The organism is Sorangium sp. So ce117 (genome assembly GCF_051524395.1).
Lineage (GTDB): Bacteria > Myxococcota_A > Polyangia > Polyangiales > Polyangiaceae > Sorangium > Sorangium cellulosum_B.
Genome location: NZ_CP150309.1, coordinates 11885158 through 11905622, shown reverse-complemented (window position 1 = coordinate 11905622; position 20465 = coordinate 11885158). Strand labels below are relative to the sequence as shown.

Genomic DNA, 20465 nt, shown 5'->3' with positions numbered 1-20465 from the left:
TTCAGGTGGGCGTGGGCGCGGCGTCGGGCACCGCGCGGAGGAACGAGGCGCCGAGGCCGTCGGCCGCGACCTTCGCGGGGCGGCGCTTGCGCGGCGGGATGAGCGGCTCCGACGAGGGGCGCGCGTCCGGGGTGAGGCGCTGCCGGCGCGGGCGCGCGGGGCGCCGCGCGGGGGCGGCTGCTGCCGCGGCGGGCCAGGGTGCGGCGGCGGGCGGCGATCCCAGGGCGTACGACGGCGCGATGCGCGGCTGGGCGAGCGCGTACGACGGCGCGACGGGCGGCGGCGAGGCGACGTGCGCCGGGGCCGCGGCCGCGCCCGACACCCACGGCGAGCGCGGCTCGGAGGCGGCGTGGGGCGCCGCGCCCGACACCCACGGCGAGGAGCGCTCCGGCGCGGACGGCGCGGGAGGGTGCGCGGACGGCGCCTGGGGAGCAGCCGGGACGGGCGCGGACGGCGCCGGCGCGAACGGCAGCGCGCCGGACGCTGCCGCCGGCGATACGAACGGCAGCACGCCGGACGCCGCAGGCGCTCGGACCGGCGCCGCGGCGGGGGCGGCGAACGGCAGCGCCCACGCCGCCGCGCCATCGCGGGCGCCCGGGGAAGACGGGGCGGGCGCGAACGGCAGCGCCCCGGAAGGTGCGCCGGCCGCCGCCGGCGCCACGAAGGGCAGGCCGCCGCGCCGCGGCTCCGCGGGCGGTGTCCCCGCCGCGGCGGGCATCTCCGCCGTGCCAGACCTCTCGAGGCGCGGTCCTCCCGCGGAGGCCGCGGGCGACCGGAACGGCAAGACGAGGCTCGGCTGCCCTTCGTCCGGATCGATCGCCACGGTCCCGGCAAGCGGATTCTCCGCCGCCCCGCGCCCCGCCCGCTGCGGGCTCGCCGCCGCCGGCGCCTCCTCCGGATCGAGCGCCACCGTCCCCGACAGCGGATGCTCCACCGCCCCGCGCGCCGCCCGCTGCGGGCTCGCCGCCGCCAGCGCCTGCGCCCGCTCCGCGCGGACCGGCGGCGCGGCCGCGACGTCCCACGGCACCTCCTCGCCCGGGAGCGCGACCCTGGCCGTGACCCGGACGCTGGCGAGGGCCTCCTCGCCCGGCAGCAGCGCGCTGGCGCGCCACACGAGCGAGCAAAGCCAGCGATCGGCGTCGATCACGAGCATGTCGGCGACCAGCGGCAACGCCTGCGGCTGCGCCGCCCCCCCGAACGCGACCCGCGCCTCGGCGACGGGGCCCGGCAACCAGGCCTCGATGCGGTCGAGATCCGGGTGCATCCCCTCGATCAGGATCCACTCGTTCCCCCGGAGGTACGGCGTCTGCTGATCGACCGGCGCCGCCTGGAAATACGCCCAGTCGAAGCCGTCCGGGACCACGGGCCACGGGGCCTGCACGCCGCGCGGATCGGCGTTGCCCAGCCGGCGCTGCCGCGCGGGCCAGTGCGCCGCGATCGGCCCGAGGCCGGCGGCGCGCGTCGGTTGCCGGGGATCGATGATGTTGGGCGCGCGGCCGGCGCGCGGATCGACGCCGGCCGGGTTGTCGGGGTCGGCCGCCCCGCCGAGGGCGCGCTCGTAGCCGAGCGGCATGGCGAGGAACGGCTGCGGGGCGCCGCGGCCGTTGCCGCCGCGGTCGCCGTAGACGTGCAGGGCCTTGTCGAGGAGGACGGCCGCGTCGAGGCCGACCCGCAGGCGAACGGGGACGAGCGGCGCCGGGCTCCGCCCGCGGGCCCAGGCGTGGCCGCCGAGGAGGATGTCCGCGCGCGGAAGGAACGGGGCCATCTCCGCGGCCGCCGAGATGGCGGCGCGCGGGTCGGCCGCGGCGCGCGCCGCGCGCACGTCCGCCGCCACGATCGGCGCGGGCGGCAGCGGCGACATGGCGCGCTTGTGCTCGAGCTGGAAGGTCGCCTTGACGACCACCGCGAGCATCACCCGCCCCCGGGAGCGGAAGGGGCGCACCGCGGCCGCGGCGTGCCCGAGGGCGCGCGGCGCGGGCGGCGCGCTCACGGCGACGCCCCGAGCGCGGCCCTCTGCCGCTCGACCCGCGCGGCCACGTCGAACAGCGGGCGGCCGGGCGCGCGCGCCGCCCGCTCGAACGCAGCGCCCGCGCGGCGCCGCTGGCCGCCGAGCCGGAGCACGCGATCGAGCCCCCCCTCGTCCAGCGGGCGGCCGTCCACGTGGCGCACCCCCGACGCGAAGCGCCCGCGGTGCGCCGCCCAGAGCGCTCGCGCGTTCGCCCCGTGCGGCCACGGCAGCTGCGTGTCGGGATCCATCTTCACGCTCGTGTCGCGCGGATCGTCGCTCGGCCCCGCGTCGAAGCCGGGCGCCGGGGCCCCGCGCAGCGCCCCCTCGATCGGCGCGCCGGTGATGCGCGAGAGCGCCTCGCCGGCGAGCCGCGCGAGCGGCGCGACGTCCAGCCGGTCGAGCACCCACGGCAGCAGCGCCGGATCGCCCAGCGCCCCCGCCGCGACGAGGCAGACCCGCCCGAGCCCGGGCGATCGCATCAGCGCCTCGATCCGGCGGCGGGCCTCGCCCGGCGGGCTCACGCGGGCGGCGCAGTCGGCCGCCTCCTCGGCGAACGCGCCGCTCCGCCCGGCGACGCTCCACAGCGCCTCGTCCGCGCCGCGCGCCCCGAGCAGCGCGCCGGCCCACGCCGACCAGAAGCGCTCGGCCTCGTCGTCCGAGCCCCACGCCCCGCGGAGCTCGCCCGCCAGATCGGCGCGGCCCAGCGCGCCGGCCGCGCGGAAGGCCAGCGCGCGGACCGCCGCGTCGCCGTCGCAGAGCGCGTAGCCAAGGAATTGCCCGGGATCGCGGCGGTGCGCCACGCACGCGGCCAGCGCCAGGCGGCGCAGCGCCGGCGGCTGCGCCCCCGACAGCATCGGCGCCACGATCGCGAACGCGTCGGCCGGCGACGCCCACGCGAGCGCGCCCGCGACGCCGGCGGCGGGCTCCTCGGCCTCCTCCGTCGCGTCGAGCACGGCCGCGAAGCCCGGGTAGTCGCGCGCCTCGACCGCGGCGATGGCCGCCGCGAAGAACGCGCCGGGATCCTTCGTCGAGAGGGCGGCCAGCGTCAGCTCCCAGCCGGGCTCCCCCGCGATCCGGAGCCCATCGAGGTGGGCCTCGACGCGCTCCTCGAGCTCCGCGAGATCGGCCAGCGTGTAGTGGTGCGACCTCACGGCCATCTCGCGGAGCTCCCAGAGGAACGACGCCATCTCCGCGTGATCAGCCACCACCTCGTGAACCATCCGCCTCGGCTCCGATCCTGCGCGACGCCGCTCAGTTGATGTCGACCCCGCTCCCCGAGAGCTTGATGTTCGAGCCCGCCTTGATGCTCACGTCGCCGTCGCTCTTCACCTCGACCTTGGCGCCCTCGACCTTGACGGTGCCCGAGCCCTTCACGGTGATGTCCGACCCCTCGACCGTGATCTTGCCGGAGCTGTCGACGATGATCTTGCCGCTCCCGCACTCCAGCGTGAACTTCTCGCCGACCTTGACGGTCTTCTTCGCGCCGACGGACTCGGTCGCGTCCACGTCGATGTTCCGGGTCTCGGTGCCGGCGACCGACAGCGAGTCGTCGCTGCCCACGGTGGTGTTGCGCTTCGAGCCGACCTCCAGCGTCGCGCGATCACCCACCTTGACGGTCTCCTCGCCGCCCACCGAGAGCTCGCGCTTGCCGCCCACCGACTCGATGTCGTCCTTCCCGACGTCGGTCTTCCGGCCCTGCCCGATCTTCAGGCTCGCGTCCTCACCGATGTCCACGCTCTCGCTCTTCACGACGCCGAGCGTGCGGTTCGCGCCGATCTTCTCGTTGTGATCCTTGCCGACCTCGGTGGTCTTGAAGGCGCCGATCGACTCCCACTGGCTGTTGTCGATGCGCTTCTTCCGGTCGTGGCCGACGGTCAGGCGCTCGTCGTGGCCGACGGACTGGGTCTTGTCGTTCTCGACCTCGATGTTCCAGTCCTTCTGCGCGTGCAGGTAGATCTCCTCCGCGCCTTTCCTGTCCTCGAACCTGAGCTCGTTCGAGCCGCCGCCGCCCGGCGAGGTGTCCGACTTGATGGTGCTCTTCGTCTTCTCGGCCGGCAGCGCGTAGGGCGGCACGTTCGCGCCGTGGTAGACGCGCCCGACGATCAGCGGGCGATCCGGGTCGCCCTCGAGGAAGTCGATGACGACCTCGTGGCCGATGCGCGGGATGTACATCGAGCCCCACGCGGCGCCCGCCCAGATCTGGCTCACCCGCATCCAGCACGAGCTGTGCTCGTTGCGGCGCCCCTGCCGGTCCCAGTGGAACTGCACCTTCACCCGGCCATAGATGTCCGTGTGGATCTCCTCGCCCGCCGGGCCCACGACGATCGCCGTCTGGATGCCGCGGGGCGTCGGCTTGGGCGTCTGCACGGGCGTGCGGTAGGGCACGTCGTCCGGGATGCACTGGAATCGATTGGAGTACCCGACGACGGTCTCCTGCGACTCCCCCCCGACGGCCCGCGAGCCGAAATGGTCGACGCGCGTGAGCAGGTATCCGCGGTTGAAGCTCTCGCGGCCGTGGTCCTCGAGCGTGAAGGTGGCCCCGGGCATGAACCGGATGACGCTCCCCTGCCCCTCCGCGGTGCGGCGCACGAGCTGGAGCTGCTCGAGCCGGAGCTTCGCGAGCTGCGTGCCCTCCTCGGGCAGATCGTGCTCGGTGGCATACACGTACACCTCGAGATCGGTGTCGCGGTCGGCCTCCGCCTCTCCCTCGAGGCTCAGGCTGGGCTTCTGGAAGTTGTAGTCGCGGACGGTGACCTTGCCGGGCCGGACCTCCTCGGCCATCGAGAAGCGGGAGACGGCCTCGCGCGCGGCGAGCGCCCCGCCGACGGCCCGGTACGGTACGACGCTCGCTCCGTCGATGGGCTCGTGGACGAACGGCGCGTCGCCGAAGACGAGCACGTGGTTGTCGGCCTCGTGCTCGAAGAAGCAGAACATGCCTGTCTCTTCCATCAGGCGGCTGATGAACGCCCAGTCGGTCTCGGCGTACTGCACGCTGTACTCTCGCCGATCGTGGGTCATCGTCGTCGAGATGCGGAACTCGTCCGAGGACAGGCCCGCCGCGCGGAGCACCTTGTCGATGATCTCCGGCGCCGTCGCCTCCTGGAAGATGCGGTAGTCGTGCCGGTGCTGCAGGCGCCACGCCCGCGGGACGACCGTCGCCAGGTACGTGGTGACCGCGCGCCCCTCCTCGTGCTGCTCGAAGCGCGCGACGATGCCGTGGATGTACCGAGTCGACACGTCGGTCCGGATCGTGAGCAGGCACGTTTGCCCGACCAGCCCGTCGAACGCCAGCGCGGCGTCCGTCGACGCGAGGGTCACGCGGAAGTGGAACAGCCGCGATATGCCCTCATGGCCCTCGATCCGCGCGACGCGCCACGGATCGGTCGCGCCTTCCACAGCGAAATCAAACTCGATCGCACCGTCCGCCATCGGTCGCCTCGCCCTCGCACGTCCCGGAGCCCGAGCCGTCGAGCCTACCATCGCTCGCCGGCCGGGTGGGCACATTCACGCGCGCCGACGTCGTCGACATGCCGCGCACATGCCGGCGACATGCCGGCGCACATGCCGGCGCGCGGCTTGACGAACGGTTGACGCACGGCGAGGGCGGGCCTAGTCAGATCGGGCGCCGGGGGAACAGCGGACAGCGGATCGCGCGGATTCATGGGCAACGTCTGGCAGGTCGTCGATGCGTACGGAGACGTCGGCTTCGTCCGCGCAGCCGGCGCGGTCCTGCCCGAGGGCGCGGAGCCGATCGAGCCGCACCTGGCCGCCCTCGAGGTGCCCGCGTGGTTCCCTTCGGACGAGCCGGACCGCGACCGCGTCGATCTGCTGAGCGAGCTGTGCGCCGCGGGCGCCGGCATCGTGTCGCTCGACGCGGCGCGCGAGCTCGACCTGCTCCGCGAGCGCGTCGCCGAGCTGCTCCGGACGGGGTGCATCCTCGCCTTCCGCGGCCCGCCGCCGCGCGCCCCCGAGGCGCGCAGGCCGCTCGAGGTGCCGCCGCCGGTGCAGCCGTCGCCGAAGGCGCCCGACGTCGTCCACGCGCTGGTCGGCGTGATCCAGGTCGATTTCACGGCGAACCACGCGGTGGAGCGGGACTCCCTCGGGAACTTCGCCTCCCCCGAGTGGCTGAGCACCCGGCAGGCGGCGGATCAATCGCCGGTCTGCTACGTCCGCGGCGCGCGTGTCCCGCTCGCCGTGGTGCTGCGCGTGCTCCGGCCGCCCAGCGGGACCGAGTCCGTGCAGCTGCGCGGCCGCGCCATGGCCGGCGGCGTGACGCTCGAATGGACGTGCACGGTCAGCGTGTCGCCCGGGTCGGTCGACGTCTCCACGCCCTCGATGACGAGCAGCGCGCCGCTGCCGAACGTGGTCGCCTGCTACGATCCGCTGACGATCGCGTGGGAGGCAAACGCCGTCGGCACCGGCTGGGTCGGCGCGGGCACGACGGCGCACCTCGTCTACGCGGTGCTCGGCGCGCCGGCCGGCACGGTCCACTGGACGCTCGTGGACATCTCGTGCCGCGCGGCCCAGGGCGAGACGACCGAGGGGCGCGTCGTGTCGCAGAGCTTCGCGCCCTTCGCGACGCGGGCGCTCACGCGCAAGCGCGACGGCGTGGGCCTCACGTACTGGAACCCGAACACGACAACGTGCACGAACACGCGCCTGCTCCTCGCGAGCGCCGACGGCAGCGGGCAATGCGGCTCGTGGGCCGAGTTCTTCATCGACATGCTCAAGGTCCACGGCATCACCAGCGCCGACAAGGTGGTGGTCGTCGTCACGGTGGCGGCGTGGACCTCGGGATCCCAGGGGTTCCTCGTGAAGAACTGGCAGTGGAACGCGGCCACGCGGCCCGCCCCGTGGACCCACCGCATGTGGACCGACGTCGTCAACCTGCCCGGGATCCCCGGCCAGCGGAACCCCGAGCCCCCGCCCGCGTTCTTCAACCATTTCATCGTCGTGCACGGCGGCCAGCTCTACGACCCCTCGTATGGCGGCGGGCCGTTCGCCGACGCGGCCACGTGGGAGACCGGCGCGATCGACGGGCTGTTCGCGGCCGCGCTCGCCGGCTATCCGAAATCGTCGAACCCGCAGGCCCTCGTGCAGCTGTGGAACATGCGCACGAACGCCCGCATCTAGCGCGGCGCGGAGGTCGACCGGCATGCCCTCGCCCCTCTCGACCGCCGCGCCCCGCTCGACCAGCGCCCCCAGGAGGCCGCGCCGCGGGCCTCCCACGCCCGCGCTCCTCGTCTGTCTCGCCGCCGCCGCGTGTCGCCCCGCCCCCGGATCTGCGCCCATGAACGAAACGCCCCCTCCGTCTCTCGCGCTCTCTCCCGCCGCGCTGCCCGACGCCCCGCTCGCGGACGCCTTGCGCCTCGTCGCGCTCGACGGGGCGCCCGTGCTGCTCGCGTCGTCGACGCACAGCGCGGCCCCGCCGCACCGCACCGACGTCTGGGCCTTGCCGCTCGCGGGCCGCGGTCCGTCGGGCGCCGTCGCCACGATCCCGCAGCTCTTGCCCGCGCTGCCCCGCTGGGACGCGGCGGCGGACGGCGGCGCGCTGTCGTTCGTGGTGGAGGTCGCGGGCGGCGCGGTGAACGCGCTGGTCCGGCTCGACGGCGCCTCCGGTGTCCGTACCTCCCTCACGGCGCACCGGCCGTTCGCGAGCTTCAGCGGGCCTCGGTTCGTGCGCGGCGCGGGCGCCGGCTCGCTCCCCGCGCCCTCCCCCGGCGCCCCGGGCGCCGTGTCCGCCGTTGTCGACAACGCGACGGCGGTCGTGCTGGAGGCCGCGGCGGCCGGCGGCGCCCCGGTGGACCACCCGATCGGCGAGTGCATCGATGTCGTGGTCCTCGCCGGGTCGCCGGGCCCCACGGCGGTGTGCAAGCGCGTCGCCCCCGGCGCCTCGCGCGGCGCCGCGCTGCCCGGCACCGTGAGCGTCTCGGCCCGCGATGCGGCGTACGGCGCTGCCGGCGCCGAGGACGCGCCGTTCGGCGACCGCCGCGTCTTCGAGATCGACGCCGACCGCGCGGGCGGCGGGCTCGTGATCGTCGCGACGTCCGCCGCCCATCTCCTCGTCGCGCACCGGCCGGCCCCGGGCGCCGCGTTCCGCGTGCTCCCCGTGGACGCTGGCGGCGCCGATCCAGCGACGTTCTCGGCGCCGTGCGTGCTGGTCACGGATCGCACCGTGACGGTCGCGGTGCTCTCGAAGGCGCGCACGCCCGACGCACGCGCGCTCGTGGCCACGTGGCCGCTGGACCCGCGTCCCTGACGGGCGCCGCCGTCGTGGCCCCCTCGCCCATGCGCCGTCGCATCCTGTACATCGGCAATTTCGGCCCGTCGTTCTCGACCGAGAACCACGTCGGCGAGAGCCTGCGAGCGCTCGGCGTCGAGGTCGTCCAGGCCCAGGAGAACGCGTTCACCCTGGGCGAGCTCGACGGCATGGCGCGCGACGTCGATCTGCTGCTCTACACCCGCACCTGGGGCCTGCGCGGCGACGCGCTGCGCTGGATCACCCAGCTGCCCATCCCGACGGCCTCGTACCACCTCGACCTGTACGCCGGCCTCTCGCGTGGCCGCGATCTCCGGCTCGACCCCTTCTGGCGCACGCAGCACGTGTTCACGCCCGACGGCGGGAGCGAGGCGTTCTTCCGGGCGCAGGGGATACGCCACCATTACCTCAAGCCCGGCGTGTACGGCGCCGAGTGTTATCTCGCGGAGGTCGACCCCGGCGTCGCGGCCGACGTCTGCTTCGTGGGCTCGTACGATTATCATCCGGAGTGGCCTTATCGGAGGCGTCTCGTGGATTTCCTGTCGGAGACGTACGGCCGCCGCTTCGTGAAGCACGGCTCACCGGAGAGCTGCGTGCGCGGCGACGCCCTCAACCGCCTGTACGCCTCCTCGAAGATCGTCGTGGGCGACAGCCTGTGTGTCGGCTTCGATCACCCGCATTACTGGTCCGATCGCATCTACGAGACGCTCGGCCGGGGAGGCTTCATGATCCACCCCTACATCTTCGGCCTGGAGGAGGAGTTCCGGGATCGCGAGCACGTGGTCTTCTATCCATTCGGCGATTTCGCGGCCCTGCGGCGCCTCATCGATTATTATGTGAAGCACGACGACGAGCGCGAGGCGATCCGGCGGGCCGGGCACGCGCGCGTCAAGGCGAGCTTCACGTATGTGCACCGCGTGCGCCAGATGCTCGGCATCCTCGGCGAGCACCACGCGGGGCTGAGGGGCTGGGTGTGACCCTGGCTGCTTCCGATGCAGATCCACATCGTCACCAACATCGACAACGGCAAGGGGCTCGAGCGCGACTACCGTCTTCTCGGCAGCCTCCTGGAGAGCTGGGGGCACCGGGTCACCGGGGTTCACTTCCAGCGTTCCGAAGGCGTGGGGGGCGCCGACCTCGTCATCTTCCTCGAGGTCTACGAGCCGCGCCTCGCCGAGGGCGCGCCGCGCCGCTGGCTGATCCCGAACGCCGAGTGGTGGCGGCCGGAGGCCCGGTCCGCGCTCGACGATTTCGAGCTCGTCCTGTGCAAGACCCGGGACGCGCTGTCGCACTTCGCCCCGCTCACGCCGCGGGCCCGCCACGTCGGCTTCTTCTCGGAGGACCGCTGGGACCCGGCCGTGCCTCGGGCGCGGCGCTTCCTGCACGTCCCTGGCGGCTCCGACGCGAAGGGCACGGACTCCGTGCTTCTGGCCTGGGAGCGCCACCGCATCCCGTATCCGCTGACGGTCGTATCCTCGCTCGGCTGGCCGCTCAGGCCGCGGAACGTCGAGTTCGCGGGGCGCGTCGACGAGCGGCGGCTTCGCTTCTATCAGAACGCGTCTCGATTCCACCTCTGTCCGTCTCGTTACGAGGGCTGGGGCCACGCGCTCCATGAGGGCCTGTCGGTCGGCGCCGCGGTCCTCGTGCCCGACACCGAGGCGATGAGCGAGATCGGCGGCTGTGCGCTGCGCATGCCGGCCGCGCCGCACGGCGCGCAGGGCCTCGTGCGCACCCACGCGGTGGCTCCGGAGGACGTGCGCGATGCGGTCGAGCGCTGCATGGCGTTCACGGAGGCGGATCTCCGGCGCATCCAGGAAGCGGCGCGGGACGCGTACCTGAGCGAGCGCGAGCGGTGCCTCGCCAGCTTGTGGGAGGTGCTCGGCGAGCGGCCGGCGCTGAGGGGCGGCTCCGCGGCGGGTGCGGGCGGAAGCGGCGCGTCCGCGGGCGACGCGGCCGTCGGAGGCGGCGCCGCGGGCGACGCGGCCGGCGCGCCCGGCCCGGCTGCGGAGGCTCGCGCGACGAGCGCCGCTCCAGCGCGCATCGCCCTCGTGATCCCGTGCCAGGCGTCGACCGCGCCCCTCCTGCGGCGCGCCGTGCTCGCGCTGCGCGCGCAGACCGCCGCCCCGTCGTCCTTCGAGGTCGTGGTTGTGTGCGACGGCGGCGACCCGGGCGGCGCCATCCGCGCCGCGGCGGAGCCGGGCTCTCACCCCTTCCGGGTCGAGATCGTCGACAGCCCGCGCCCGCGCGGGCAGTTCCCGCACTGCAGCCATGCCAGGAACGCGGGCTTCCGCGCCGCCCGGGCGCCGTTGATCTGGTTTCTGGACGCCGATGTCCTGCTCCCGCCCGAGGCGATCGAGCACGCGCTCTCGGAGCACGACGCGGCGCTCGCGCGCGGCGTGCCGGCCGTGTTCACGCCGGCGCTGGCCCGCGTCGCATTGCCGCCGGCCGCGTGGATCGAGCGCTCGGCCGCCTGGGCGGCCTCGGGTGCGGTCGAGGGGCTCGCCCCGCTCCTCTCGGCCACGCCGCTCGACGGCGGCGTGCCCGGCGCCGACGGCGATCGGCCCCGCCCCGGCGCCCCGGGCTCCGAGCCGCTCTGCGATGTGCGCGACGGGCTGCCCATCGTCTGGCGAGGCCTCGTCGATGCGCTCGGCGGCTTCGACGAGTGGTTCATCGGCGGCGGCGCCGAGAAGGGAGCCTTCGTCGATCTGCTGGAGGGCGTGCGCCGCGCGGACCTCATCGAGATGCGCCTGCTCACGAGCGTTCGCGCCCTGCGCCAGCCGCAGAAGGCCGCCACGGAGGCGTTTCATGTCCACGTCCATCGAGGGCGGGAAGAGCGCGAGCGCCGCGCCCGGGAGATCGGGCATGGCGCGCAGTGGTGGCGGGCGCGGCTCGCCGCGATCCGGGCGGCGCTCTCGCCGGCCGTCATGGCGGCTGCCCCGGACGCGCCGGCGGCGGAGCGCCTGCCGGACTGCTCGCCCGGCGCGATCGAGGCGCGCGCGCGGCTCGTGCGCGGCGTGAGGGCGGTCGCCGCCCCCGCCTTGCGCGGTCTCTACGGCGGCGTCGTCGTGGTCGGCGAGGCGGCCGAGCTGCTCGCGCGCGACGTGGCGCAGGTGTGCGGCCTCGCGGCCCGCGCGACGACCGTCGCCGGGCTCGCCGCGCTGCCGGCGAACCGCGCCTGCGGGGTCATCCTCAGCGGTGTCCTCGCCGGCGCGACGGAGGAAGAGAGGGCGCGCGTGCTGGACCAGGCCCGCCGCATCGTGAAGGCGACGGGGCCGCTGCTCATCGCGGAGATCGCGGGCGGCTCGGTGGAGCGCGGCGCAGGGACGGCGGGCGGCGATGCGGCGCTGGCGGCCGCCGACGTGCGGGTGCGCGTCGAGCGCGTCGGCGTGTGAGCCTCCCAGCGCTGCCTTGGCACAATTCGCGCTTCTTGCGTAAATTGTCCCACCCATGGACCCTCGCTTGCCCAGCGTCGCTCTCGACGAAATCGTCCTCTTCACGAGGGTCGTTCAGGGAGGCAGCTTCACGGCGGCGGCGACCGCCGTCGGGATGCCGAAGTCGACCGTGAGCCGGAAGATCTCCGATCTCGAGTCGCGCGTCGGCGCGCGGCTGCTCCAGCGGACCACGCGAACCTTGAGCCTCACGGACGTCGGTCGCGTCTACTACGAGCACTGCGTTCGCATCGTCGCCGCGCTCGAGGAGGCAGAGCTCGCGGTCTCGCAGCTCCAGTCGACGCCCCGTGGGCTCATGCGGGTGACGGCCCCGCTCGCGTTCTCCGTGCTCGGGCCGATCTTCGCCGAATACCTGCGTCTCTTCCCCGACGTCCAGGTCGACCTTGTCTGCACCGACCGCAAGGTCGACGTCGTCGAGGAGCGCTTCGACCTCGCGCTGCGGGCCGGCACCACGCCGGACACGAGCCTCGTCGCCCGGCGTCTCGGAGCCGTGCGGCGCCGTCTGGTCGCTGCGCCCGAGGTCAAGAGGGCGCTCGGCGAGCCGAAGGACATTGCCGAGCTCGCCGGCCACCCGTGCATCGTGTTCGCGCCGGAGGGAAGCTCCTGGGAGCTCAGGTCGGGGCCCAAGATCGCCGAGATCACGGTTCACCCGCGGCTCGTCGTCAACGACTACGAGATGCTTCGCTCGGTCGCCCGCGCGGGTTTCGGCGTAGCCCTCCTGCCGGAGTACCTGTGCGCGGAAGACCTCGCCGCGGGACGGCTCATGCCGGTGCTCGCGTCCTGGTCGGCGCCCGAAGTGCCCGTGTTCGCGCTCTATCCGAGCACACGGCACCTCTCGCCGAAGGTGGTAGCGTTCCTCGACCTGCTCCGCCAGCGCCTCGTGTTGTCCACCACGCCGAGCGTGGTCGCCAGCATGTGACAGAATTGTTCCAAATTTCGGAACAGTTCTTCCAGTTGTTGCGCATTGTTCTACGGGCTCGGCATGTCTATTCCTCCTCGTGTCAGGAGAACACAGCCATGACCACCACGAATACGATGCAGACGCGGACGAGCGCCACCCGAGCAGCGCGGCCCGAGCTCCGAACGATCGAGGGAATCTACCGGGCCCCTGGCCTGCACTGGGTGGGCGACGGCTTCCGGGTCGCGGGGTTCTTTTCGGCGATTCCGGAGGCTGCGCAAAAGCTGAATCCGTTCCTGTTGCTGGATTATCACCCGACGTACGAGTACTCGCCGGCGGCGAGGCCGCGGGGCGTCGGCGTGCATCCCCACCGAGGCTTCGAGACGGTCACGCTCGCCTGGCAAGGGAGCGTCGCGCACCACGACAGCGCGGGCGGCGGCGGCGTGATCGGTCCGGGCGACGTGCAATGGATGACGGCGGCGTCCGGGGTCCTTCACAAGGAGTACCACGAAGAGAGCTACGCGCGCCGCGGCGGCCCGTTCCAGATGGCGCAGCTCTGGGTGAATCTGCCCAAGGCGCACAAGATGTCGCCGCCTCGGTATCAAAGCATCACCAGCGATCGGATGGGCATCGTGACGCTCCCCGAGGATGCGGGCTCCGTCCGGGTCGTCGCAGGCGAATACCAGGGCGTGAAGGGCCCCGCGCAGACCTTCACGAAGATCGATATCTTCGACGTCCGCTTGAACGCGCGAGGCAGGGTCGAGCTCACCTTCCCGGCGCGCCATAACCTGGGCCTGCTCGTCATGAAAGGCGACATTGCAGTCAACGGAGCGCATGCCGCGGCGCACGACCTCGCGGTGTTCGAGAACGCCGGCGAGCGCTTGCTGATCGAGGCCGGATCGGAGGCCCACCTGCTCGTCCTGAGCGGCGAGCCGATCGACGAGCCCATCGTCCAGTACGGCCCGTTCGTCATGAACAGCGCGCAAGAGATCCAGCAGGCCTTCGCCGACTTCGCGAGCGGCAAGTTCGGCCACCTGGACGATTGAACGACGTCCATGCTCGGGCGTCGAGCCACACAGACGCATCACCCACGACGAGAGAAGAGGAGACAGCCCATGACCAAGCCGTACGTTCGACTCGACAGGAACAACGCCGCCGTGTTGCTGGTCGATCATCAGGCGGGACTTTTGTCGCTCGTGCGCGACATCCAGCCGGACACGTTCAAGAACAACGTGCTCGCGCTCTCCGATCTAGCGAGGTACTTCAAGCTGCCGACGATCCTCACGACCAGCTTCGAGTCCGGCCCCAATGGCCCGCTCATGCCGGAGCTGAAGGAGCAGTTCCCGGACGCGCCGTACATCGCGCGCCCCGGCAACATCAACGCGTGGGACAACGAGGACTTCGTCAAGGCCGTCAAGGCCACGGGCAAGCAGCAGCTCATCATCGCGGGCGTCGTGACCGAGGTCTGCGTGGCCTTCCCCGCGCTGTCGGCGATCGAGGAGGGCTTTCAGGTCTTCGTCGTCACGGACGCGTCCGGGACGTTCAACGAGATCACCCGGCACTCCGCCTGGGATCGCATGTCGCAAGCCGGGGCGCAGCTCATGACGTGGTTCGGCGTCGCCTGCGAGCTGCACCGCGACTGGCGCAACGACATCGAGGGACTGGCGACGCTGTTCTCGAGCCACATCCCCGACTATCGCAACCTCATCACCAGCTACAACGCGCTGACGAAGAAGTGACGGCGGCGGCGGCTCGCCGCCTCCTCGCCCCCCGGGAATGAATCGAGGGATCAGCTGCGCGCGCACCGCCGCTCCGTATACATGGCTACGTGGCCAGGCCGTGCCGGTCGCTGGGGACGTGGTTCGCACGTACATCATCGTCTCATGAGAGACCTGGAACCAGTCGACTCCGGTCCGGCGGGGATCACAGGGCAGCCGCGCGTGTCTCCTCGACGTGACGCAGGCATGCTTCCCGACCTGCGCGCGCCATGGCTTCGGGCATTCGAAGGAGCTCGGTCCTCGCCTCGATGGGCATGCAATAGGTGGTCGCCGTCCACAGCTTGGGATCGTCGACGCCACGGAGCGGCTCGAGATCGGTCCACACGCGTACGCCTGCGTCGTCCGACGCGCTGACGATGCGCCCGCCATCGGCGCTGAACGCCACGCCGTTGATCGCGGAATTGGCGCCGAGCAGGATGAGCGGCTCGCCTGCTCCGTCGGCGTTCCACACCCGCATGGTCCGGTCCTGCGACCCGGTGACGATGCGCTTGCCATCGGGGCTGAACGCGGCTGCTATGATCCAGTGCTTGTGACCACGGAGGACCAAGGGCTCCCCTGTTCCGTCGGCGTTCCACACCCGCGCCGTCTTGTCCCATGAGCCGGTGACGATGCGCTTGCCATCGGGGCTGAACGCCACCGAGTAGACCCGATCGCCGTGACCACGAAGGACCAAGGGCTCACCTGTTCCGTCGGCGTTCCACACCCGCGCCGTCTTGTCCTGCGACCCGGTGACAACGCGCCTGCCATCGGGGCTGAACGCCACCGAGTAGACCCGCTCGTCGTGACCACGAAGGACCAAGGGCTCACCTGTTCCGTCGGCGTTCCACACCCGCGCCGTCTTGTCCTGCGACCCGGAGACAATGCGCCTGCTGTCAGGGCTGAACGCCGCAGAATAAACCCAACCCTCGTGACCACGAAGAACCAAGGGCTTGCCTTTTCCGTCGGCGTTCCACACCCGCGCGGTCGCGTCGTCCGACGCCGAGACGATGCGCCTGCCGTCAGGGCTGAACGCCGCAGAATAGACCCCACCTTGGTGACCGCGAAGAACCAGGGGCTCGCCCGAGCCGTCGGTGTTCCACACCCGCGCCGTCTTGTCCTCGGACGCGGAGACAATGCGCCCGCCGTCAGGGCTGAACGCCACCCCCCAGACCAACGCCTTGTGGCTACGAAGGACCAGGGGCTCGTCCGAGCCGTCGGTGTTCCACACCCGCGCCGTCTTGTCATGCGACCCGGTGACAACGCGCTTGCCGTGTTCATCGAACACCGCCGAAAAGACGGTATCCTCGTGGCCACCAAGGACGAGGGGCTCGCCCGAGCCGTCGGCGTTCCACACCCGAGCGGTCTTGTCCCATGACCCGGTGACGATGCGCTTGCCATCGGGGCTGAACGCTGCCGACTGGACCCAATCCTCGTGACCGCGAAGAACCAAGGGTTTGCCCGAGCCGTCGGCGTTCCACACCCGAGCGGTCTTGTCCCATGACCCGGTGACGATGCGCTTGCCATCGGGGCTGAACGCTGCCGAAGAGACCCGACCCTCGTGACCGCGAAGGACCAGCGGCTCGCTCGAGCCGTCGGCGTTCCACACCCGCACGGTCTTGTCAGCCGACCCCGTGACGATGCGCTTGCCATCGGGGCTGAACGCCACCGACTGGAGCCAACCCTCGTGACCGCGAAGAACCAGGGGTTCGCCCGAGCCGTCGGCGTTCCACACCCGCGCGGTCTTGTCCCATGACCCGGTGACGATGCGCTTGCCATCGGGGCTGAACGCGGCCGAATAGACCCGATCCTCGTGACCGCGAAGGACCAGGGGCTCGCCCGAGCCGTCAGCGTTCCACACCCGCACGGTCTTGTCCTGCGACCCGGTGACAATGCGCTTGCCGTCGGGGCTGAACGCGGCCGACTGGACCGGATCCTCGTGACCGCGAAGGACCAGGGGCTCGCCCGAGCCGTCGGCGTTCCACACCCGCACGGTCTTGTCATACGACCCCGTGACAATGCGCTTGCCGTCGGGGCTGAAGCCCGCGAACAGGACCGCATCCGCATGGATGAGTACCACGCGAGCGATCCGGCTGTGTAACGCCCAGTGTGCGAGGACGGCCCACTCTCGCGGCATGTCGGGCGGCTCGAGCTCGCGCAAGATCGCGAGCACGCTCGTGGGATCGGCCTGCAGCTCACGTGCTGTGGCCATCCGGGTGGCGTTGCGCGCTTGCAGCGCCTCGGCCCGCGCATGATCCGCTTCCTGATCGGCGCGCGTGGCCTGTTGCTCGGCGCGAACGGCCAGGTACGAGATCATGACCGCGATCACGGCGAGCGCGGTGAGCGCGCCCGTCGCGAGCCGCCAGCGCAGGCGGCGCGCGCGCTCGCAGAGCGCCACGACGGCCAGGAGATATCGCTCTTCCCGCTTGCCGATCCCGATGCGCCAGTCGGCGCCCTGCGCAGCGCGGCGCCGCTCGTACCACGCTCGGGCGTCCTCCGCCGCACGACCACGCCAGAGCAGCCCCTCCGCTTGCCCGTTTGTCTCCCACTGATCGGCCGCGGCCCGCAACCGGGCCAGCACCCGTGCGTCTTGCTGGCTATCGGCGAGCCACTGCCCGAGCTTCCCCCATCGGTTGATCAAGGATTCGTGGACCAGCTCCACGGTCGTGCCCTCGCGCTCCCCGCCGGTCTCGATGAGCAGAAGCCGCGCGTCGGCCAGGTGCTGGACCACCGCCGCGATCGCCTTGGAGGCATTGCCTTCGCTGTCCTGCACGAGCTCGCAGAGCTCGTCCAGGCTCACCAGCGCGCGCGTGCGCTCGGGCGTGACCAGGCGCAAGAACACCGCCCGAGCCAGCCGCTGCTCGCGCACCGGCAGCGCCGCGAACACCGCATCCGCATGGGCGGACAGGGCACCGGGTACGCCACCGAGCCGATGGTAGCTATCCTGCGTGAGGAGCCGGCTCTCGTGCTCCCGCGCCTCCCACAGCTTCGTGGCTGCAAACTGCAAGAGCGGCAAGGGGCTCGGCGTGCTCTCCAGCGAGCGGAGCATGTCCTCGACCATCTCCACCTTCTCGAAGCGATACCCGGCGGCCTCGAGCGGCCGCGTCAAGGCGTCGCGCAGCCCCTCGCGCCCCATCGGTGGAAGGAACCAGAGCCCGCGGGTCAAGTCCTTGATGAACTGGCGGTCCTCGGCCATGCGATCGAGGAAGTCCGAGCGGATCGCGAGCAGGACGCGCACGGGCGACGAGGCATCGTCGGCGGCCCCTTCCAGACAGGCGACGAACGCGGCCCGGTCCTCGGGCGCGGCGCCGAGCGTGTAGAGCTCCTCGAACTGATCGACGAAGAGCAGGACGCGATGCCTCAGCCCCTCGCGACGACAGCGCGCGCGCAGCGCCGCGCCCAGATAGCCCGGCTGGCTGCACATCGTGGCGGCGAGCCGATCGTGGTCGAGCTCGGGCTCGTCCACTGCGTTCGCCGTGTCGCCGGCCTGTACGAGCACGTCGGCGAGCGCGGACAGCGGGCGGCGGCCTGGTCGCAGTGTGAACGCTTCCCAGCTGTCCCCGCAGCGCTTCAACGCAGGAATCACGCCCGCGCGCACGAATGACGATTTGCCAGCGCCGGAGGGCCCGGCGACGGCCACGAGCTGCTGATTGCGCAGGCGCGCCATCATCGCCGCGATATCGCGATCACGGCCGAAGAAGCGCGCGGCGTCCGCCTCCTGGAAGGCGAACAGGCCGGCGAACGGGCTCTCGTTCTCACCGAGCGCGAGCGCCCTTCGGCTCGGCAGGAGCGCCTCCAGCTCAGCGAGCAGCTCCTTTGCCGAGCCGATCCGCTCGTTCCTGCGCTTTTTCAAGCAACGGTCGAGCAGCGCGCCCATCTCCGGGTGGCTCTCTCTCACGCTGGGCATGGGAACATCGAAGTTCACAATGTCCGCGAGCCGTGCGAGCGAAAATGGGTCTAGCGGGTGCTTCCCTGTGAGGAGCTCGTGCAGGATGATACCCACGGCCCAGAGGTCGGTGCGATGATCGACGTCCCCACCCAGGAGCTGCTCGGGTGACATGTACTGAGGCGTACCGAGGATCGAAGTCTGCCGAGGCTGACGTCCGCGTCGGGCCGGCACCGCCTGCTCCTCTGTGATCGTCGCCACGGTTCTGGGGTCGATTTGCTTGGCGATGCCGAAATCCAACACCTTGATGCATCCGGTGTCATCCAGGAGGATGTTTTCCGGCTTGAGATCGCGGTGCACGATCCCGAGCTCGTGCGCACAGACCAGCGCGCGAACAACAGGTATCGTGAGCTCGGCCACGCCAGCAGGCGGCATTGGAGCGAGCGACGTGTGGACACCGGACAGATCGGGCGTGCTGGGGTGCCGGCGCTGCTTCATCCACTCGCGTAGGGTGGGTCCCTTGACGTACTCCAGCACAATGTAGGGAAATCCCAGAATCTCATCCACCTCGTGGATGACCACGATGCCCTCGTGCCGGCAGCGCGCCGTAGCTCGCGCCTCGGCGAGAAATCGCTTGATCCCGCCCCCGCTGAGCTTGAGAAGTACCTTGATTGCGACCAGGCGGCCAAGCCTGGTGTCGCGAGCGAGGAACACGACGCCCATACCGCCTTGGCCCAGCTTGCGGATGATTTCATAATGCTTGATCCTGCTGCCGACAGCCACGGGCACCGCATCCACGATGGACTCCACCGTCGCGGCCGTGGCCTTCAGGGGACCGGTCCTGGCGCCAGGCGCTGGATCGTCGGCCATCGGGTCGACGAGAGTGGTGCGGGTCACCATGAAGGTGTGTGCTGGATCTTCGATGGAAAATGCAGCCGAGCCTGAGCACCTCGGGTGCTGCGGCTCCGGAGGCCCGACGCCCGAATTGCCCTCTTGCTGCACGCCTCGGCCCTCCTCTCCCCTCACCCCTGCGCCGCTCGGCGCGCCTGAGTTGATCAGGTCTTCCCTGCGCAACCCATCCACTTCGCAGGTGTCGAGTTCGCGCAAGAGGCCGTCGGCCGTGACCTCTCGCCTTGCCATATCCTCAACCGTGGCGCGCCTCAGGATCGCGCCGAGCGGGTGGTCGAGCAATGCATCAGGAAACCGCGCCAGCTCGCGGCCATCCCGGAGAACAATCCCTGTACCTGGCGAGTCGCCGGGGCCGCTACGTCGGCCGGTAAGACACTCAAGGAACACGAGGCCCCAGGCGAACAGGTCCGAGCGCCCTGTCGGCGGGAAGCCTCGGAGCTGCTCCGGAGCCGCGTAGTCCTGCCAGCCCCGGAGCTCCTCGCTGCTCCGGGCGAGCGCGCCGTCATTGGCCGCGCGCGCTCTCGCTGCGACCGCGTTGAAGCCGAAGTCGAGCACCAGCGCGTCACCCGGCGCCCCCGCGGACACCACCATCACGTGGGTCGGCCGAAGATCCCCGTGAACGATGCCCTGCCTGTGCGCGCAGTCGAGCGCGTCGAGGACCCGGAGCATCAGCTGCCGCGCCTCCGGCGGATCAAGCGCGCCTCGCTCCAGCAACAGCTCGGCCAGGCTCTGCCCAGGCACAAACTCGAAGACGGCGTACAGATGCCCTTCGTCCGCCCGCCCGAAGTCGATGGGCCGAGCGATGCTGGGATGCTGGAGACGCGCGCAGACGTGCATCTCCCGCAAAAAGCGCGTGCCGTAGCGACGCACCATGTCCGCGGAGCCTCCGTACGGGACCAGGCGAACGAGCTTGAGGACGATCGGCCGGCCGCCGTCGATCTGCCGCCCTTTGTACGTCACAACGAGGCTGGTCTCCCGGAGCAAAGCAACGAGCTCGTAGCGGTCCTGCAACACTGTCCTAGGAGCGAGAAGTTCCCGGTTCATTCCAGCCTCTCCGGTCGCTGTCGTCGCGCGCCAGCGTCGGACCAACGTCCGCATCACTCGAGCCACGCGGCGATCCGAACGGCCGAGCCCGCTGAATGAGCTCGATGAGGTGGCCGGCCCGATGCTCGGGCGCTCAGCTTTTCTTCCGCGCCGTTCATGGGGTAATCCCGGCCCACCGTCCAACGTCGAGGTACCGCCCGTGAACCGGGTCGCCACGGAGCGCCGCGCACGGTACAGAGCGCCGCGCATGGTACCGGA

Annotated in this window: 11 protein-coding genes; 7 read left to right on the top strand and 4 right to left on the bottom strand. The window is 71.8% G+C overall.

Annotation, left to right across the window (positions count from 1 at the left end):
- Position 1 precedes the first annotated feature (1 nt).
- The 3 genes from WMF46_RS44600 to WMF46_RS44590 are packed head-to-tail and all read right to left on the bottom strand — an operon-like array spanning position 2 to position 5437.
- On the bottom strand, positions 2–1990 hold the full coding sequence (locus WMF46_RS44600; protein WP_437982790.1) for a DUF2169 domain-containing protein: 1989 nt from the start codon (positions 1988–1990) through the stop codon (positions 2–4).
- On the bottom strand, positions 1987–3216 hold the full coding sequence (locus WMF46_RS44595; protein ID WP_437982789.1) for a TIGR02270 family protein: 1230 nt from the start codon (positions 3214–3216) through the stop codon (positions 1987–1989). Before WMF46_RS44595 ends, WMF46_RS44600 begins: the two co-directional genes overlap by 4 nt.
- 43 nt (positions 3217–3259) lie before the next feature.
- Positions 3260–5437 (bottom strand): type VI secretion system Vgr family protein, encoded by a 2178-nt coding sequence (locus WMF46_RS44590; RefSeq protein ID WP_437982788.1) that lies wholly within the window; start codon positions 5435–5437, stop codon positions 3260–3262.
- Positions 5438–5668: 231 nt separating this feature from the next.
- On the opposite strand from WMF46_RS44590, the gene WMF46_RS44585 reads away from it, so the two are divergent.
- The 7 genes from WMF46_RS44585 to ycaC all read left to right on the top strand — a co-directional run bounded on the left by WMF46_RS44585 (position 5669) and on the right by ycaC (position 14353).
- Positions 5669–7141: a hypothetical protein gene (locus WMF46_RS44585; protein WP_437982787.1), complete on the top strand. Its 1473-nt coding sequence runs from the start codon at positions 5669–5671 to the stop codon at positions 7139–7141.
- 157 nt (positions 7142–7298) lie between these two features.
- On the top strand, positions 7299–8267 hold the full coding sequence (locus WMF46_RS44580) for a hypothetical protein (protein WP_437982786.1): 969 nt from the start codon (positions 7299–7301) through the stop codon (positions 8265–8267).
- A 29-nt stretch (positions 8268–8296) separates the two neighbouring features.
- A complete protein-coding gene (locus tag WMF46_RS44575; protein WP_437975283.1) occupies positions 8297–9244 on the top strand; it encodes a glycosyltransferase family protein in 948 nt (315 codons plus the stop codon).
- A 15-nt stretch (positions 9245–9259) separates the two neighbouring features.
- Complete coding sequence (locus tag WMF46_RS44570; RefSeq protein ID WP_437982785.1) at positions 9260–11659, top strand: glycosyltransferase; 2400 nt, start codon at positions 9260–9262, stop codon at positions 11657–11659.
- A gap of 67 nt (positions 11660–11726) precedes the next feature.
- Positions 11727–12635: a LysR family transcriptional regulator gene (locus WMF46_RS44565; protein WP_437982784.1), complete on the top strand. Its 909-nt coding sequence runs from the start codon at positions 11727–11729 to the stop codon at positions 12633–12635.
- A 98-nt stretch (positions 12636–12733) separates the two neighbouring features.
- Entirely contained in the window at positions 12734–13660 is a 927-nt protein-coding gene (locus WMF46_RS44560; RefSeq protein WP_437982783.1) for a pirin family protein, read from the top strand.
- A gap of 69 nt (positions 13661–13729) precedes the next feature.
- A complete protein-coding gene (gene ycaC, locus WMF46_RS44555) occupies positions 13730–14353 on the top strand; it encodes an isochorismate family cysteine hydrolase YcaC (RefSeq protein WP_437982782.1) in 624 nt (207 codons plus the stop codon).
- 184 nt (positions 14354–14537) lie between these two features.
- Here the strand turns inward: ycaC and WMF46_RS44550 are convergent, their stop codons facing one another.
- Entirely contained in the window at positions 14538–20174 is a 5637-nt protein-coding gene (locus tag WMF46_RS44550; RefSeq protein WP_437982781.1) for an nSTAND1 domain-containing NTPase, read from the bottom strand.
- Between the last annotated feature and the right edge of the window lie 291 nt (positions 20175–20465).

Coding starts and splice junctions, on each gene's coding strand:
- WMF46_RS44560 (WP_437982783.1), top strand. CDS start 12,734: ATGACCACCACGAATACGATGCAGACGCGGACGAGCGCCACCCGAGCA.
- ycaC (WP_437982782.1), top strand. CDS start 13,730: ATGACCAAGCCGTACGTTCGACTCGACAGGAACAACGCCGCCGTGTTG.
- WMF46_RS44585 (WP_437982787.1), top strand. CDS start 5,669: ATGGGCAACGTCTGGCAGGTCGTCGATGCGTACGGAGACGTCGGCTTC.
- WMF46_RS44580 (WP_437982786.1), top strand. CDS start 7,299: ATGAACGAAACGCCCCCTCCGTCTCTCGCGCTCTCTCCCGCCGCGCTG.
- WMF46_RS44570 (WP_437982785.1), top strand. CDS start 9,260: ATGCAGATCCACATCGTCACCAACATCGACAACGGCAAGGGGCTCGAG.
- WMF46_RS44590 (WP_437982788.1), bottom strand. CDS start 5,437: ATGGCGGACGGTGCGATCGAGTTTGATTTCGCTGTGGAAGGCGCGACC.
- WMF46_RS44575 (WP_437975283.1), top strand. CDS start 8,297: ATGCGCCGTCGCATCCTGTACATCGGCAATTTCGGCCCGTCGTTCTCG.